The organism is Gordonia humi (assembly GCF_014197435.1).
GTDB classification, from domain to species: Bacteria; Actinomycetota; Actinomycetes; order Mycobacteriales; family Mycobacteriaceae; genus Gordonia; species Gordonia humi.
On sequence record NZ_JACIFP010000001.1, the window covers coordinates 3,242,278 to 3,257,630 of the forward strand.

The following is a 15,353-nucleotide window of genomic DNA, read 5'->3' on the forward strand; positions in this document are numbered from 1 at the left end:
GTCCGAGCACGGCGCTCGGACTGCTGGTCCTCCCCCTCTGTCCATGCCGCCGGGGCGACGCCTGAGAGATTCGGTCGCGGTCGACCTTTCACCGTGGGCGGACGGGCGGACCCGTCTCTTTCCAGAGGCGCCGTCAACTGCCACGGTCCCTGGTGCCTGAGAGTTTGACGGAGAGGTGTTGCTCCTTCGGCGGCCGCCCGAGGTGATCGGACGACGCTCTCCCGCGGCGCAGCGGCGCACGGCCAGGATAGCAAGGGCGACGGCGGATCACCCGATTGCGCCGCGGGCCCGTCCGGTCTCGATTCCTACGCGGTCTCAATTCCTATCCGGTCGTGGTCCCTACCCGGTCTTGGTGGTGCGGCTCTTGCGACGAGCCGCCAGCTCGTCCTCGGGTGCCGACTCGCTGACGCCGCCGTCGGCGCGTTCGGCCGGGAAGTCGGCGATGGTGCCGGTCAGCTCCCGCATGGCGCCCGAGACGGCGATGCCGAAGACTCCCTGACCGCCCTGCAGAAGATCGACGACCTCTTCGGCGGAGGTGCATTCGTAGACGGTGGTCCCGTCGGAGAAGAGCGTGATGCGCGCGAGGTCTTTGACGCCGCGCCGACGGAGGTGGTCGACGGCCACGCGGATGTTCTGCAGGGAGATTCCGGTGTCGAGCAGGCGCTTGACGATCTTCAGGACCAGGATGTCCTTGAACGAGTAGAGGCGCTGCGTCCCGGAACCGCCCGCACCGCGGATCGACGGAACGACGAGCTGCGTACGAGCCCAGTAGTCGAGCTGACGGTAGGTGATACCGGCGATCTGGCAGGCGGTCGGCACCCGATAGCCGACGAGGTCGTCGGGGACGGTGTCGTTCGGGAACAGACCCGGAGCGATGTCGTCGAGGCCGTCTTGAACGGGCTCGGTCACACCATCGGTCCGAAGATCGGTCGGCTTATCGCCCACGGTTACTCCCTCGCGCAACTGGACCCTGGCTGCGAGCCCTGCTCTTCGTCAGGATACTCCCGCACACGGTCGACATGTGTTGTACCGAAGCGATCCGCTCCGGCGTCGAGTAAGAAACTATGAGGATTCCAACCCCCGTTCAACGCAACACACCGTAAACCTCAACTTTAGGTACAGCTGTTGGTCAACGGTGACCGGGCGGTTACTTCCCCGTTACCAAAGATGCTGGTGTTACTCGTGTGACTGGAGTGGCGATCGATTGCGAATTTTACGGGTTCCGGGGGTCGACCTCGCTCGACCGGAAGAAATTGACCCCGCTCGATCGGCAGGAGCTTCTGGTGACCGTCGAGGTCCCACCGGAGCCAGGGCCGCGGGGGTCGAGACTGCGGGGGGTCGAGACTTGGGGGGGTCGAGACTGCGGGGGGTCGAGACTGCGGGGGGTCGAGACTGCGGGGGTCGAGACTGGAGAGTCAGGACTGCGGGCCCTCGGGGCCGAGGAAGTCCTCCGGGGAGATCTGATCGAGGAACTCGCGGAACGCCTCGACCTCGTCCTCGCTCGCCTCACCGTCGTCGACGGCGCTCTCGTCCTCTTCCGGGATCAGGAGCCCGGCGTCGTCGAGCACCTCGTCGACGGCCGTGATCGGGGCGCCCGCGCGCATCGCGACGGCGATCGCGTCGGACGGGCGCGCCTCGACGACGACGTCGCCGTCGAAGACCATCTCGGCGTAGAAGGTGCCCTCGCGCATGTCGACGATGCGGACCTCGACCAGACTCCGGTCGAACGCCTGGAGGATATGACCGATCAGATCGTGGGTGAGCGGCCGCGGCGGCTCGACGCCGCGCTGCTCGAGCGCGATGGAGGCCGCTTCGCTCTGCCCGATCCAGATCGGCAGATACCGCGATCCGGTCACCTCGCGCAGCAGCAGCACCGGCTGGTTCTGCGGCGGCTCCACTCGGATGCCGACGATTCGCATCTCGCCCATGATCGTGTCTCCTTAGACGGTGCCGCCGACCGGCGTCGGCCGGTCGGCCCGATGAAGTCGGTCGAGTCTTCCAGGTCAGTCGAGCGCCGAGCGCACCGCGGCCTTGACCAGCTGCGTGTGCAGGGTGACCGAGAGCGCGGCCATCTCGCGAACGAGTTCCTCGGCGCGGTCGCGGGCACCGGTCCCCTTGCCCTTGGCGATGGGTCCGGCGATCTGCGCGACGAGTCCGGCCTCGCGGTCAGCGCTGATCTTGAACGCACGCAGGTGACGCGTCTCGACACCGAAGTTCGCCAGCGCCGCCGCCGCCTCGACCAGCCGCACGGCGTCCTCGTCGAAGAAGCCGCCCGGCCCCGCGGACAGGAGCCCGTTGCGGGTCAGTTCCGCGATGAACGCGGAGTCGACGCCCGTCCGCTCGATGAGCGTCTCCCGCGCGACTCGACCGCCCCGCGACGCGAAGTCGGTCTCCGGCGCCACGGCCGTGCGCGCCGACGTGAGCAGACGCGCGCCGCTCGCCGAATCCGACGACTGCTCGTCGATGGCGTCGAGCTGTTCGCGGATCACCTTGAGCGGGAGATACCGGTCGCGCTGAGCGGTGAGGACGAACCGGAGGCGTTCGCAGTCGGCGTCGCTGAATCGACGGTATCCGGACGGGGCACGCTCCGGAGTGACGAGCCCCTCCGCTTCGAGGAAGCGGATCTTGGAGATCGTCACATCCGGAAAGTCCTCCGACAGGACTGCGAGTACGGCGCCGATGGACATGGTCCTCTCGTCACCCGCGTCCTTGCGCGCGGCGGAGGACGTCACGATGCTGCGGTGCCGGCTTCCCCGGCCCGCGGACCGGACAGGAACACCAGACGGAACTTGCCGATCTGGACCTCGTCGCCGTTGGCGAGTGTCGCGGTGTCGACCGGCTCACGGTTGACGTAGGTGCCGTTCAGGCTGCCCACGTCGACCACCTGGAAGTCGTCGCCGTCGCGCCGGAACTCGGCGTGCCGTCGACTGACGGTGACGTCGTCGAGGAAGATGTCGCTGTCGGGGTGACGACCGGAGGACGTCGCGGCCTGGTCGAGCAGAAAACGCGAACCGGCGTTGGGGCCGCGCTTGACGATCAGGAGAGCGGTTCCCGGCGAGAGTCGCTCCACACCGGTGTCACCGGGCTCAGCGGACGTCGCCGGTGCGTCGATCTCCTTGATGAACTCCTCCCGGAAGACCGAGGTCGTCTCCACAGGCGCTTCAAAGCCGTTGTCGTTACCGGTCACCACATCTCCTTAACCACTGCGGTCCGCGCCCGGGGTTTCGCCGGGAGCAGCGACCGTTTCGCCATTGTCTCGTATGTCTCAGCCGCGTTTCGCCACTGAAACGCACGTCGTCGGGTAGGTCAGAACGTTCATCTTCGAACCTACCGTCTGTGTTCCGCCGCCGCCCGGGTTGAGCGGCGATTGAACGAACTACAGAATCATATCCGCCCCACCGAGAAGACGGTGGCCTCGTCCACGTTGACGAGACGGAGCCCTCAGCGGACCGGTCAGCCGCCGATGACGGCGGCGTAGCCCGCCGCGTCGAGCATGCCCCCGAGCAGTGCGTCCAGATCGACGTCGTCGGCGACGGTGATCTCCACCAGCCACCCGTCCTCGTACGGCGACGAGTTGACGAGCTCGGGTGCCCCGTCGAGGGCGTCGTTGACCGCCGAGACGGTCCCGTCGAGCGGTCCGAAGATGTCCGAGACGCTCTTGGTCGACTCGACCTCGGCGAACGACTCACCCGTCTCGACGGTCGCGTCGGCGTCCGGGAGCTGGACGAACACCACGTCGCCGAGAGCGTCCTGCGCGTAGTCGGTGATGCCGATGCGGACCGTCTTCTCCCCCACCGGGGCGATCCACTCGTGCTCGGCGGTGTAACGCAGGTTGTCCGGAATCTTGGTGTCGCTCACGGAGACTGCCCTTTCGTTGTACTGCGGAACGGACGACGGCCGTCGGATCGCTCCCCCGACCGGATCGATCAGAATCTTATCGCTCGGTCCCGGACTCGGCAGCATCAGGCCGACGATCGCCTCGCGCGACCCGCGGCATGGTCCGCACGACGGCGACGGTCTGAATCCAATACAGGACCATCGACCACACGTACATGCCGACGCCCCAGATCAGGAACGCCCAGCCGATCGGGTAGGTGACGGTGCCGACCCAGCCGTCGATGTGGCCGGCGAGCAGCCACGGGAACGCGCTCATCAGGGCGAACGTCGCCGCCTTGCCGACGTACAGCGTCGGGAGCGCGGTGATCCCGCGCGCGGACAGCAGCGGGGCCGTCGCGAAGAGCAGGACGTCGCGGCCGATGATCACCGCGATCATCCACCACGGGACGAAGTCGCGGATGCCGAAGCAGATCGGGATGACGATCACGTACAGCCGGTCGGCGGCCGGGTCGAGCAGCGCACCGAGTTTGGACGACTGCCCCAGCCAGCGCGCGAGCTTGCCGTCGAGCCAGTCGGTCAGACCCGAGACGAACAGGACCACGAACGCCCATCCGGCCGACTCCTCGACGAGGAGGAGCCAGATGAACACCGGGATGAGCAGCAGGCGCGCCACGCTCAGCGCGTTCGGCACCGTCCAGATCGCGTCGCTGCGTTCGGCGGGAGCACCCGCCGCCCGATCATCGGTCACCGGAAGATGCCCACGATCCCCTGGATCGCCTGAGCACCCGCCGAGGCGAAGTGGTTCTCGTGCACCAGGTACGTCCACGTCATCGTGGAACGATGCATGTCGGCGTCGTCGAAGTCGATGCCGTCGGCGGTGATCGTCGCGGTCCGGAAGGTCTCCCGGGAGGCCGTCATCGCGTCGTCGACGATGGTGGTGAACTCGGCGAAGATCAGCTTGTGGAACTCCTCGAGGGGGCTCTGCTGGCCGAGCGCACGCAGATGGATGCTCGCCTGCACGTCGGCGACGTAGGCCAGATGGTCGGCCCAGCCCCGGTCCAGGTGGTAGAGCACGATCTGCCGGGCGACGTCCTCGAGCACGTCGTCGCCGACCGTCTCCGCCAGCTCCTCGTACCGCTCGGACTCGAGGTCCTTCAGATCGGCGAGCGCCCGATCGGTGGTCAGGACGTCCATGCGGCGCCGCACGATCGAGTTGCGCTGTTCGTTGACCTGCCGGTTGAAGTCCCAGGTGTTCGCGTGCAACTGCAGCATCGCGCCCTCGGCGATGCGCTGCGCCTGCTCGACCACCTCGACGCCGCGCGCACCCACCGATCCGTCGCCGTCGACCGGGCGGATGTCGCGCAGATGGGTCTGGTTCTTCGTGACGAGCGGATCCTCCAGACTGGAGAAGAACACCGACCGACCGGGGTCGCCCTGGCGGCCCGCGCGACCGCGCAGCTGATTGTCCAACCGTTCGGTGTCGTAGCGGCCGGTGCCCACGACGCACAGTCCGCCGAGTTCGACGACCTCCTCGCGTTCGTCGTCGCCGCCGGTGGACCCGCCGAGGCGGATGTCGGTGCCTCGACCGGCCATCTGCGTCGACACGGTGACCGCGCCCTTGCGCCCGGCCTCGGCGATGATCGCCGCCTCCTCCGGGTCGTTCTTCGCGTTCAACACAACCGACTCCACGCCGGCGCGCTCGAGGAAGTACGCCAGCTCCTCCGACTGCGCGACGTCGTGGGTGCCGATCAGGACGGGCTGGCCGGTCTCGTGCGTCTGGCGGACGTAGTCGACGACGGCCTCCATCTTGTTGGCCTTGTTGTCGTAGACGCGGTCGGGTTCGTCCTCGCGGACGTTCGGCATGTTCGACGGGATCTGCGAGACGCCGAGCCCGTAGAACTGGCGGAGCTGCTCGCCCGCTGCGATCGCGGTGCCGGTCATGCCAGCGACACGCGGGTAGCGGCCCATCAGCGCCTGGACGGTGATCGTGTCGATGACCTCGCCGGACGCGGTCGGCTTGAGCCCCTCTTTGTACTCGACGGCCGCCTGCACACCGTCCGGCCAGCGCTGCAGCCGCGCGACGCGGCCGCGGGAGGCGTTGATCAGGTGCACCCCGCCGTCGCGGACGATGTAGTGCACGTCGCGTTCGAGGAGGTAGTACGCGTACAGCGCCACGTTGACCTGGACCAGGGTGGTCCCGACATGCTCTTCGCCGTACAGGTCGATGCCGCCGAGGGTGTCCTCGACGAACTGCGCGCCCTCCTCGGTGAGGGACACGTTGCGACCGTCGGTGTCGACGTCGTAGTGCTTGGTCCGCAGGTGCGACACGACCTCGTGGATCGCGCTGTTGGGGGCGTCCGCCTCGGTGGAGCCCGCCAGGATCAGCGGCACCAGCGCCTCGTCGACGAGCACCGAGTCGGCCTCGTCGACGATCACGACCTCCGGTTCGGGCGCGACGAGTTCGTCGGCGTGCAGCGCGAGCTGATCGCGGAGCACGTCGAAGCCGATCTCGTTGACCGAGGCGTAGGTGACGTCGCACGCGTAGGCGCTCTGGCGCTCTTCGCGGGTCGAGTGCTCCGACAGGGCGCCGACGGTGACGCCGAACATCGCGTAGAGCGGTTTCATCCATTCGGCGTCGCGGCCGGCGAGGTAGTCGTTGACCGACACCACGTGCACGTGCTTCCCCTCGAGCGCGTACCCGATCGCCGCGATCGCGCCGGCGAGCGTCTTGCCCTCGCCGGTCGCCATCTCGACGACGTCGCCGTCGAGCATGCGCAGTGCGCCCTGCAGCTGAACGTCGAACGGCGTCATCGACACCGACCGGCCGCCCGCCTCGCGGATGAGCGCCAGGAACTTGGCGCGGCCCTCGACGCTCTCGATCTCCAAGCCCGCTGCGGCGCCTGCCAATTCGTCGTCGGCGAGCCCCTCCGCCCACTCGGTGTGCTCGTGCGACTGCTCGATCAAGGAGATGGACTGCGACTGATTACGCGACGTCTGGGCGCCGAGCAGGCGCCACATGGCGTTCGTGAGCTTTCCCACTGGGGCTTGTCTCCCTCACCTGAATTCGTTGACCGATCGTGATCTACCGTACGCGGCGCGCTGATCGCCGCGCCGATCCGACTGCACTACCGTGACCGTATGAACCGCCGACGACGTCGAGACCTCCCCGCCCGAGCTCGCATCGCCTCGCTGACCGTGACCGGCGCGGTCGTCGTCGCGACGCTCGCCGCCTGCGGTTCGCCGTCCGGATCCGGCGATACGGGTTCGCACGTCGTCGACCCCGCCGAACTCGTCGGGAAGACCTACGTCTCCGACGACGCCACGGAGAAGACCGTCCCCGGCGGCGGCCCGTTGATCATCAGCTTCGGCACCGACGCGCGGATCAGCGTCAACGCCGGGTGCAACGGACACGGCGGCACCGTCGCCTTCGACGGCGACACGATGACGGCGGGTCCGCTCGTCGGCACCATGATGGCGTGTCCGCCGCCGCACGACACCGTCGACAAGTGGGTCGGCGACCTGTTCGACGCTCCGCTCACCTGGTCGTTGACCGGCCGGACCCTGACTCTCGAACGCGGCGACCTGTCGGTGAGTCTGGACCAGCGGGTCGACCGGCCGGTGGCCGGAACCAACTGGCGGGTCAAGGCCCTGATCGGTGCGGACGCGGTGACGTCGTCCCAAGCGCTGGACCGGGCGAAGCCGACGCTGACGATCGGCGCCGAGGGGACCCTGCGGGGATTCACCGGCTGCAATCGGATGACGGGCGAGGCCACCGTCGCGGGCACCGGTCCGACGCAGACGGTGACGATCGGGCCGATCGCGACGACGCGCAAGGCGTGCCCCGGGGACACGGGCGAGATCGAGAAGTCGATCCTGGCGGTCCTGCGCGACGCCGTCACCGCCACCGTCGACGGCGACCGTATGCGACTGACGAACGTCGCGGACCCGGCGATCGGACTCGAGCTCTCCGTCTCCCGCACCTCTGACGGCAAGTAGTCGGTGTCGCGGACGGTCGGTGTCGTGGACGGTCGGTGTCGTGGACGGTCGGTGTCGCGGATAGTCGGTGTCGCGGACGCCGACGCTCGCGCCCGGACTCTATGATCTTCCTCATGGGTAAGAAGTCGGGCAGCGAACCGAAACTCTCCAAAGACGTCTACGAGTCCGAACTGTTCCGGCTGCAGACCGAGCTCGTCGCCATGCAGGAATGGGTCCGCGACACCGGTGCGCGCGTGGTCGTCCTGTTCGAAGGCCGGGACGCCGCGGGCAAGGGCGGCGCCATCAAGCGGATCACCGAGTTCCTCAGCCCGCGCATCTGTCGCGTCTCCGCGCTCCCGGCGCCCACCGACCGCGAGCGCGGACAGTGGTACTACCAGCGTTATGTGGAGCATCTGCCGACCAAGGGCGAGATCGTGCTGTTCGACCGGTCCTGGTACAACCGCGCCGGCGTCGAGAAGGTGATGGGCTTCTGTACGCCCGAGGAGCACACCCGGTTCCTGCGGCAGACCCCGATCTTCGAGCAGATGCTCATCGACGAGGGGATCATGCTGCGGAAGTACTGGTTCTCGGTGTCGAACGAGGAGCAGCTGCGACGCTTCCGTTCGCGACGCGACGATCCGGTGCGCCAGTGGAAGCTCAGCCCGATGGACCTCGAATCGGTGTTCCGGTGGGAGGACTACTCCCGCGCGAAGGACGAGATGATGGTCCACACCGACACCTCGACCAGCCCGTGGTTCGTCGTCGAGTCCGATCACAAGCGCAACGCCCGGCTCAACATGATCTCGCATCTGCTGTCGACCGTCCCGTACGAGCACATCGAGCGGCCGCGGGTGAAGCTGCCGAAGACGCCGATCGAGACCGGGAACTACCATCGCCCGCCGCGCTCGCTGTCCCGGTTCGTACCCGATCACGTCGCGAACATCATCGGCGACACCGAACGCTGACCGACGCGCATCACGGATTCGAGGACATCAGTATGCCGTTGCCGTCACACCTGCCGTCTGCCGCCGATCTGCGCCGGGCCACGGAGAAGGTCCGCAGACGGGTCGACACCGCGGACGTCGTGTATCTGGTCACCACCGCGGGTTTCCCCAATTACGGGGACGAGCTGATCACGCAGGCGTGGCTCCGTTGGCTCGCCGTACGGCGGCCGCTGGCGCGCGTCGTCGTCGATTCGCCCCGCCCGGGCAACGCCGCACTGTTGTTGCGGCAGGCCAATCCGCGGGCGGTGTTCGTCGACACCCTGTGGCAGTTCGTGCACTACGCCGACAGTGAGAATCCGGACGGAGTGGATCCGGACGCGCCGTGGGAGTGGGTGGCGCGCACCGCGAGCACGCTCGGCGCATCACCGCGCGACGACGCCGGCGTCGACATGCTGTTGCGGGCGCGGACCATCCACCTGGTCGGCGGCGGCTACATCAACGCGATGTGGCCGCACCACATGCATCTGATCCCGGCCATCGCCGCCGTCGCCGCCAAGACCGGTGCCCGCACCGTCGCTACCGGCGCCGGTCTGACTCCGGCCGTGACCGGAGCGGCCCGCGATGCGATGCTCGCCGCCGCGGCGACCTTCGACGTCGTCGACGTACGCGACGCGCCGACCGAGGAACTGCTCGGCGGGGTCCCGGGGCTCTCCCGGACCGGAGACGACGCCTGGCTCTCTCCCCATGCTCGCCGGCCCCGCTCCTCTCCGAGCGACGGCGGCGTCGTCCTGTGCGCGCAGAGCGACCTCGCGGACGGTTTCGGCTGGGACGGTCGCACCGGTCTGGCCGCGCTGGCCGCGTTCATCGAGGCGACTCTGGACGCGTGGGAGACGCCCGGCCGCGACGTCACGGTCGTCGAATGCATTCCCGGCTACGACTACACGATCCCGACGATGCTCGGCGACCGCCTCGACGGAGCGCGTGTGGTGCCCTTCCGTCAGGTGTGGCACGACGGTCTGCCCGCCGGCGGCACCTGGCTGTCCACCCGCTACCACCCCCATCTGCTCGCGGCGGCGGGCGGCGACTCGGGCGTGGCCGTGTCGGCGAGTCCGGACTACTACGCCACCAAGCATCAGGCCCTGCTCGACGTCGGCTCGCGGTGGACGACGGTGTCCGGTGACGTCGACACGCCCCCGCAGCGGCCGACGGCGGGCGGCTTCTCCCCCGACGCCGTCGCCGCGAACATCGAGCGCAAACGCGCGTTGGCGGCACGGGTGTATCCGCGCGGAGCCCGGCTGCGGTAATGTGGCCGGTCCCATGTGGATCGGTACTCTAGTGTCGCGTGTCGTTAATTAGTTTCTGGTTTCGGGCTTGAGAGAATGAGTTATGGCGAATTCTCCGGCTCCGGCTTTGGATCTGCGTGAGGGCGATGCTGTCGAACTCGATCGATTGTTGCGGTCGACGTCGACGCCGGCGGGTGTGGTGCGGCGGGCTCGGATCGTGACGTTGGCGGCCGAGGGTATGGCGAACTCGCACATCAGCGTGGTCGTTGGAGTGTCGGTCCCGACGGTACGCAAGTGGCGTGAACGGTACCTGCACGACGGGATGGTCGGTCTGCTCGATGATGATCGACCCGGCCGGCCGCGGCATATCGATCACTCCGACATCGTGTCGGCGACGTTGATGCCGCCACCGAAGAAGTACGGAGTCACGCACTGGTCTTCCCGGCTGCTGGCTGGGCATCTCGGGGTCGGGAACGCGACGATCGCCCGGGCGTGGCGCGAGTACGGAGTGCAGCCGTGGCGGTCGGGAACGTTCAGGTTCTCCACCGACCCAGAACTGGTCGCCAAGGTCACCGACGTCGTCGGCTTGTACCTGGAACCGCCGACGAACGCGATCGTGCTGTGCATCGATGAGAAGTCGCAGATCCAAGCACTCGATCGGACTGCGCCGATGTTGCCGATGCAGCCCGGTCAGATCGAACGCCGAACCCATGACTACAAGCGCCACGGAACGACCACGCTGTTCGCCGCGCTGGATATCGCGACGGGCCAGGTCACGGCCGCGGTCAAGCCGCGACACCGCCACCAGGAGTTCCTGGCGTTTCTGAGGCAGATCGACCGCGCCTACGGCGGCCAGGAACTGCATCTGGTGATGGACAACTACGCCACTCACAAGAAGGCTGAGGTCCGCGACTGGCTGGCCGAGCACCCGAACATGCACGTGCACTTCACTCCGACGTCAGGGTCATGGCTCAACCTCGTCGAGGTGTGGTTCGGGATCATCGACCGGCAAGCGATCCGCCGAGGAGTGTTCACCTCAGTCAACGACCTGAACGCGAAGATCCGAGCATTCATCAACGGATGGAATGGGCGGAAGCACCCGTTCGTGTGGACCAAGACTGCCGACGAAATCCTGAAGAAAGCCCAACCGAAAACTAATTAACGACACGCGACACTAGAATTCGATTTCCTGCTCGGCGACGTCCACTCCCTCAAGGAGAAGCGATCGGTCGTCCGCCCGATCGTCGCCGAGATCCGTCGCAGATACGACGTGTCGGTCGCCGAGACCGATCATCGCGACCTGCATCGTCGCGCGGGCATCGGTGTCGCCGTGGTCAGCGGCGACGCCGCGCACGTCACCGAACTGCTCGACGCTCTCGAACGGCATGCCGCGTCTCGTCCGGAGGTCACCCTTCTGTCGGCGCGCCGACGTCTGGTGTCGTCCGAGGATCTGTGACATCGGGCTCCTCACCCACGGCGGCGCGCCGGTACTCCCTCGAGACCTCCCGGTACACCGGTGTGGTGGCGGCCAGCGCCGCGGCGGCGACGGTGACGGCTCCGGCGATCGCGAAGATCAGGGCCAGCCCGCGTGCCGGACCGGACCCGAAGACCGGTTCGATCGCTGCGGCGCCGTCGCCGTCGGCCCACGGGATCACGATGTGCTCGGCGATCGGCGCGACGACGAACGCGGTGACCGGGGCGGCCGCGGCTTCGAAGGCACCCGCGAATCCGAACACCCGCCCCTGCTGGGGCAACGGCACGACCCGCTGGATCACAGTCTGTTCGGCGGCCTCGACGGCGGGGATCACCAGCATGAACAGCCACACACAGGCGATCAGCAGCCACGGCCACGCCCGAATGCCGATCACCGCGCCGAGCACCCCGGTGATCGCGACCGCGACGAGCATGGTGCGCAGCGGGTTCGCACCGAGTCCGAATCGGGCGATCAGACCGCCGCCGACCATGAAGCCGGTGGCTCCGATCGCGAACACGACTCCCCACATCTGGACCGAGAACAGCTCGAGACCGTACGGATCGAGCAACGCCATGTGTACGCCGCCGACGAAGTTGTTGAACGTGGAGAACACGATCAGCGCGAACAGTCCGGGCACCAGATGCACGGCCCGGATCGAACCACGCAGATCGAAGGCGCCCACCGCGTCGGACGCGGCGGGCGCGGTCTCCTCCGGCAGCCGGACGAGCAGGATGTGGACCAGTCCGGCGGCGACCAGGACGAGAGCGATGACGATCGTCGCGCCCATCCCGAAGAATCCGACGGAGAGTCCGGAGAAGACGCTGGTCACCAGGAACGAGACGCCCTGCACGGCGCCGACCCATCCGTTGGCGTTGGCCCGGCGGTCGGGATCGATCAGGATCGTGACGGTGGTCGCGAGCGCCACCGCGCGCATGTTCTCCACGACGGCGCCCGCCAGCACGATCACCGCGAACAGCCACAGCCACGGTGACGACAGCGACCCCGAGGCGTCGTCGGGCATGACCGCGAAGACCACCGCCGCGAGACCGAACATGGCGAAGGTGAACACGGCCGAACCGCGCATCACGGCGAGCTTCCGGAAACGGTCGACGAGAGTCCCGAAGCCGATGCTCGACACGGCGATCAACAGCATGTAGCCGCCGCCGATCACTCCGGTCGCGATCACGTTCCGGGTCTGCAGGTACAGCCAGAACGTCAGCGCGAACCAGAGATAGCTGGTCGTCAGACCGGCGACCGCCGTGTTGACCAGGATGTGGGCGAACGTGCGGTCGCGTTCACGGGCTGATCGTCCGTGCGGATCACTCATGTCGGCGACGATAGACCGGGCGCGTCAGCGCGTCGACCGGTTTTCGGTCCGGTCGGCGCTGTCAGCGGTGGAGCGCTCGGTTCGGCACTCTCCTAGCGCCCGAAGCCCGCATCGCGCAGCGCCTGCGCCATCGATCCGGCGGCGGGCCGGTCGTCGCGGCCCCGGTTCTGCCCGCCCCGGTTCTGTCCGCCCCGGTTCTGTCCGCCCCGGTTCTGCCCGCCCCGGTTCTGTCCGCCGCGGCCCTGACCGCCTCGCTGATCGGCGCCGCGGTTCGGGCCGCCGCGCTGTTGCTTCTTCTCTCCGGGCTCGTCGTTCAGCCGCAGCGAGAGTCCGATGCGCTGGCGGTCGACGTCGACCTCCATCACCTTGACGCGCACGACCTGCCCGGAGCGGACCACGTCGTGCGGGTCGGACACGAACTTGTCCGACATCGCCGACACGTGCACCAGTCCGTCCTGGTGCACGCCGACGTCGACGAACGCCCCGAACGCCGCCACATTGGTCACGACGCCTTCCAGCACCATGCCCGGTTGCAGATCGGAGACCTTCTCGACGCCGGAGGCGAAGGTCGCCGTCTCGAAGGCCGGTCGGGGGTCACGGCCGGGCTTCTCGAGTTCGCTGATGATGTCGGTGACCGTCGGCACGCCGAAGCGGTCGTCGGCGAACGTCGCCGGCTCGAGGGTGCGCAGCGTCGCCGTGTCTCCGATCAGATCGTCGAGGCCGCGTCCGGACCCGTCGATGATCCGGCGGACCACCGGATACGCCTCGGGGTGCACACCCGACGCGTCGAGCGGGTCGGCTCCGCCACGGATCCGGAGGAAGCCCGCGCACTGTTCGAACGCCTTCGGTCCCAGACGCGGGACGTCGAGCAGCCCCTGACGACTGTCGAACGCGCCGACCTGGTCGCGGTGGGCGACGATCGCCGTCGCCAAGCCCGGTGTCACACCGGACACGCGAGCCAGCAGCGGCGCCGACGCCGTGTTGAGGTCGACGCCGACGCCGTTCACGGCGTCCTCGACCACGGCGTCGAGGCTGCGCGCGAGGGTGGCGGGGGCGACATCGTGCTGGTATTGGCCGACGCCGATCGATTTCGGGTCGATCTTGACCAGTTCGGCCAGCGGGTCCTGCAGTCGGCGCGCGATCGAGACCGCGCCGCGGATCGACACGTCGAGGTCGGGCAGCTCCTGCGAGGCGTACTCCGACGCCGAGTACACGGAGGCGCCCGCCTCGCTCACGACGGCCTTGGTCGGGGCCGTGGCGCCGGACCTGCCGATCTCGGCGACGAGTTCGGCGGCCAGCGCGTCGGTCTCGCGGGAGGCGGTGCCGTTGCCGATGGCGATCAGCTCGACGCCGTGGCGAGCGATCATCTCGGCGAGCTCGGCCTTGGCCTGATCCCACTTCTTGGCGGGCTGATGCGGGTAGATCGTCCCGGTGTCGACCACCTTCCCGGTCGCATCGACGACGGCCGCCTTGACGCCGGTCCGGAATCCGGGGTCCAGGCCGAGGGTGGCCCGCGTGCCCGCGGGCGCCGCCAGCAGGAGGTCCTTCAGGTTGGTCGCGAACACGGCGACGGCCTGCTCTTCGGCGCGCTGGCGCAGCCGCATGCGCGCCTCGATGGTCGCGGTGATCATGAGCTTGGTGCGCCAGGCCCAGCGGACCGTCGCACTGAGCCACGGTGTCGCCGCGCCCGGTCCGGACAGCTCGACGCCGAGGGTCTGCGCGACCATGGCCTGGTACGGCTCGTCCTCCCCGCCGTCGAAGGTCAGCGTCAGCGCTTCCTCCTTCTCGCCGCGCAGGACGGCGAGCACGCGATGCGACGGCATGTCCTCGAGCGGTTCGGCGAAGTCGAAGTAGTCGCGGAACTTCTGCGCGGCCTGGTTCTGCTCGGCCCCGCTGCGCACCTGCGTGCGCAGGCTGCCCGAGTCCCAGAACCGGGTGCGGATCGCCCCGACGAGTTCGGCGTCCTCGGCGGCGCGCTCGATGAGGATGTGCCGGGCGCCGTCGAGCGCCGCGGCCGCATCGGCGACGTCGCCGGTGACGAACTCGGCGGCCGCGTCCTCCGGCGCCGTCGACGCATCGGCCAGGAGTGCGTCGGCGAGCGGTTCCAGACCGGCCTCGCGGGCGATCTGCGCCTTGGTGCGGCGCTTCTTCTTGTACGGCAGGTAGATGTCCTCGACACGCGCCTTGGTGTCGGCGGCGAGCAGGGACGCGCGCAGCCGATCGGTGAGCTTGCCCTGCTCGTCGATCGCGGTGATGACCGCGGCACGGCGCTCGTCGAGTTCGCGCAGATAGCGCAGTCTCTCGTCCAGCAGACGCAGTTGCGCGTCGTCGAGGCTGCCGGTGGCCTCCTTGCGGTACCGGGCGATGAACGGAACGGTCGAGCCGTCGTCGAGCAGCGCGATCGCGGCGGCGACACGGCTCTCGGCGACTCCGAGTTCTCGGGCGATACGGGCGTCGACTGACTCGACGGGCACAGTGGTGGTCACCGCATGCAGGCTACCGAACCCGAGCCG

At 68.3% G+C, this 15,353-nt stretch carries 14 protein-coding genes and 2 riboswitches; of the genes, 5 read left to right on the forward strand and 9 right to left on the reverse strand.

The window, feature by feature from the left end:
- Window positions 1–27: 27 nt before the first annotated feature.
- A riboswitch (glycine riboswitch) is annotated at window positions 28–133 on the reverse strand.
- Window positions 134–234: riboswitch (glycine riboswitch) on the reverse strand. It abuts the riboswitch before it with no gap.
- A 105-nt stretch (window positions 235–339) separates the two neighbouring features.
- From BKA16_RS14890 to secA2, 7 genes are all read right to left on the reverse strand, one after another.
- On the reverse strand, window positions 340–945 hold the full coding sequence (locus BKA16_RS14890) for a MerR family transcriptional regulator (protein WP_183371421.1): 606 nt from the start codon (window positions 943–945) through the stop codon (window positions 340–342).
- A gap of 470 nt (window positions 946–1,415) precedes the next feature.
- Window positions 1,416–1,928 (reverse strand): bifunctional nuclease family protein, encoded by a 513-nt coding sequence (locus BKA16_RS14895; RefSeq protein ID WP_183371422.1) that lies wholly within the window; start codon window positions 1,926–1,928, stop codon window positions 1,416–1,418.
- A 75-nt stretch (window positions 1,929–2,003) separates the two neighbouring features.
- The gene (gene ftsR / locus BKA16_RS14900) at window positions 2,004–2,732 is read right to left on the reverse strand and encodes a transcriptional regulator FtsR (protein WP_455550831.1); all 729 of its coding nucleotides are present in this window, start codon (window positions 2,730–2,732) and stop codon (window positions 2,004–2,006) included.
- Entirely contained in the window at window positions 2,729–3,190 is a 462-nt protein-coding gene (gene garA / locus BKA16_RS14905; protein WP_343067440.1) for a glycogen accumulation regulator GarA, read from the reverse strand. The genes ftsR and garA overlap by 4 nt, the downstream gene beginning before the upstream one ends.
- Before the next feature lie 263 nt (window positions 3,191–3,453).
- The gene (gene gcvH / locus BKA16_RS14910) at window positions 3,454–3,858 is read right to left on the reverse strand and encodes a glycine cleavage system protein GcvH (RefSeq protein WP_183371424.1); all 405 of its coding nucleotides are present in this window, start codon (window positions 3,856–3,858) and stop codon (window positions 3,454–3,456) included.
- Between the two features lie 76 nt (window positions 3,859–3,934).
- Window positions 3,935–4,585 carry a CDP-alcohol phosphatidyltransferase family protein gene (locus BKA16_RS14915; protein WP_183371425.1) on the reverse strand — a complete coding sequence of 217 codons (651 nt, stop codon included), beginning with the start codon at window positions 4,583–4,585 and terminating at the stop codon, window positions 3,935–3,937.
- Entirely contained in the window at window positions 4,582–6,876 is a 2,295-nt protein-coding gene (gene secA2, locus BKA16_RS14920) for an accessory Sec system translocase SecA2 (RefSeq protein WP_183371427.1), read from the reverse strand. The genes BKA16_RS14915 and secA2 overlap by 4 nt, the downstream gene beginning before the upstream one ends.
- A 99-nt stretch (window positions 6,877–6,975) precedes the next feature.
- On the opposite strand from secA2, the gene BKA16_RS14925 reads away from it, so the two are divergent.
- The 5 genes from BKA16_RS14925 to BKA16_RS14945 all read left to right on the forward strand — a co-directional run bounded on the left by BKA16_RS14925 (window position 6,976) and on the right by BKA16_RS14945 (window position 11,495).
- Window positions 6,976–7,833 (forward strand): META domain-containing protein, encoded by an 858-nt coding sequence (locus BKA16_RS14925; RefSeq protein ID WP_183371429.1) that lies wholly within the window; start codon window positions 6,976–6,978, stop codon window positions 7,831–7,833.
- 113 nt (window positions 7,834–7,946) lie between these two features.
- Window positions 7,947–8,777: a polyphosphate kinase 2 gene (gene ppk2, locus BKA16_RS14930; RefSeq protein ID WP_183371430.1), complete on the forward strand. Its 831-nt coding sequence runs from the start codon at window positions 7,947–7,949 to the stop codon at window positions 8,775–8,777.
- Window positions 8,778–8,809: 32 nt separating this feature from the next.
- A complete protein-coding gene (locus BKA16_RS14935; RefSeq protein WP_183371431.1) occupies window positions 8,810–10,060 on the forward strand; it encodes a polysaccharide pyruvyl transferase family protein in 1,251 nt (416 codons plus the stop codon).
- 82 nt (window positions 10,061–10,142) lie between these two features.
- Window positions 10,143–11,201, forward strand: a complete 1,059-nt coding sequence (locus BKA16_RS14940; RefSeq protein ID WP_183371356.1) for an IS630 family transposase — start codon at window positions 10,143–10,145, stop codon at window positions 11,199–11,201.
- A gap of 27 nt (window positions 11,202–11,228) precedes the next feature.
- Window positions 11,229–11,495, forward strand: a complete 267-nt coding sequence (locus BKA16_RS14945) for a DUF503 domain-containing protein (RefSeq protein ID WP_183373091.1) — start codon at window positions 11,229–11,231, stop codon at window positions 11,493–11,495.
- Here BKA16_RS14945 and BKA16_RS14950 read toward each other — a convergent pair.
- Window positions 11,446–12,840: an MFS transporter gene (locus tag BKA16_RS14950; RefSeq protein WP_183371433.1), complete on the reverse strand. Its 1,395-nt coding sequence runs from the start codon at window positions 12,838–12,840 to the stop codon at window positions 11,446–11,448. The two genes, BKA16_RS14945 and BKA16_RS14950, sit on opposite strands and share 50 nt — an antisense overlap.
- 92 nt (window positions 12,841–12,932) lie before the next feature.
- Window positions 12,933–15,326 carry a Tex-like N-terminal domain-containing protein gene (locus BKA16_RS14955; protein WP_183371434.1) on the reverse strand — a complete coding sequence of 798 codons (2,394 nt, stop codon included), beginning with the start codon at window positions 15,324–15,326 and terminating at the stop codon, window positions 12,933–12,935.
- Window positions 15,327–15,353: the final 27 nt, after the last annotated feature.

Coding starts and splice junctions, on each gene's coding strand:
- BKA16_RS14895 (WP_183371422.1), bottom strand. CDS start 1,928: ATGGGCGAGATGCGAATCGTCGGCATCCGAGTGGAGCCGCCGCAGAAC.
- BKA16_RS14925 (WP_183371429.1), top strand. CDS start 6,976: ATGAACCGCCGACGACGTCGAGACCTCCCCGCCCGAGCTCGCATCGCC.
- ppk2 (WP_183371430.1), top strand. CDS start 7,947: ATGGGTAAGAAGTCGGGCAGCGAACCGAAACTCTCCAAAGACGTCTAC.
- BKA16_RS14935 (WP_183371431.1), top strand. CDS start 8,810: ATGCCGTTGCCGTCACACCTGCCGTCTGCCGCCGATCTGCGCCGGGCC.
- BKA16_RS14940 (WP_183371356.1), top strand. CDS start 10,143: ATGGCGAATTCTCCGGCTCCGGCTTTGGATCTGCGTGAGGGCGATGCT.
- BKA16_RS14950 (WP_183371433.1), bottom strand. CDS start 12,840: ATGAGTGATCCGCACGGACGATCAGCCCGTGAACGCGACCGCACGTTC.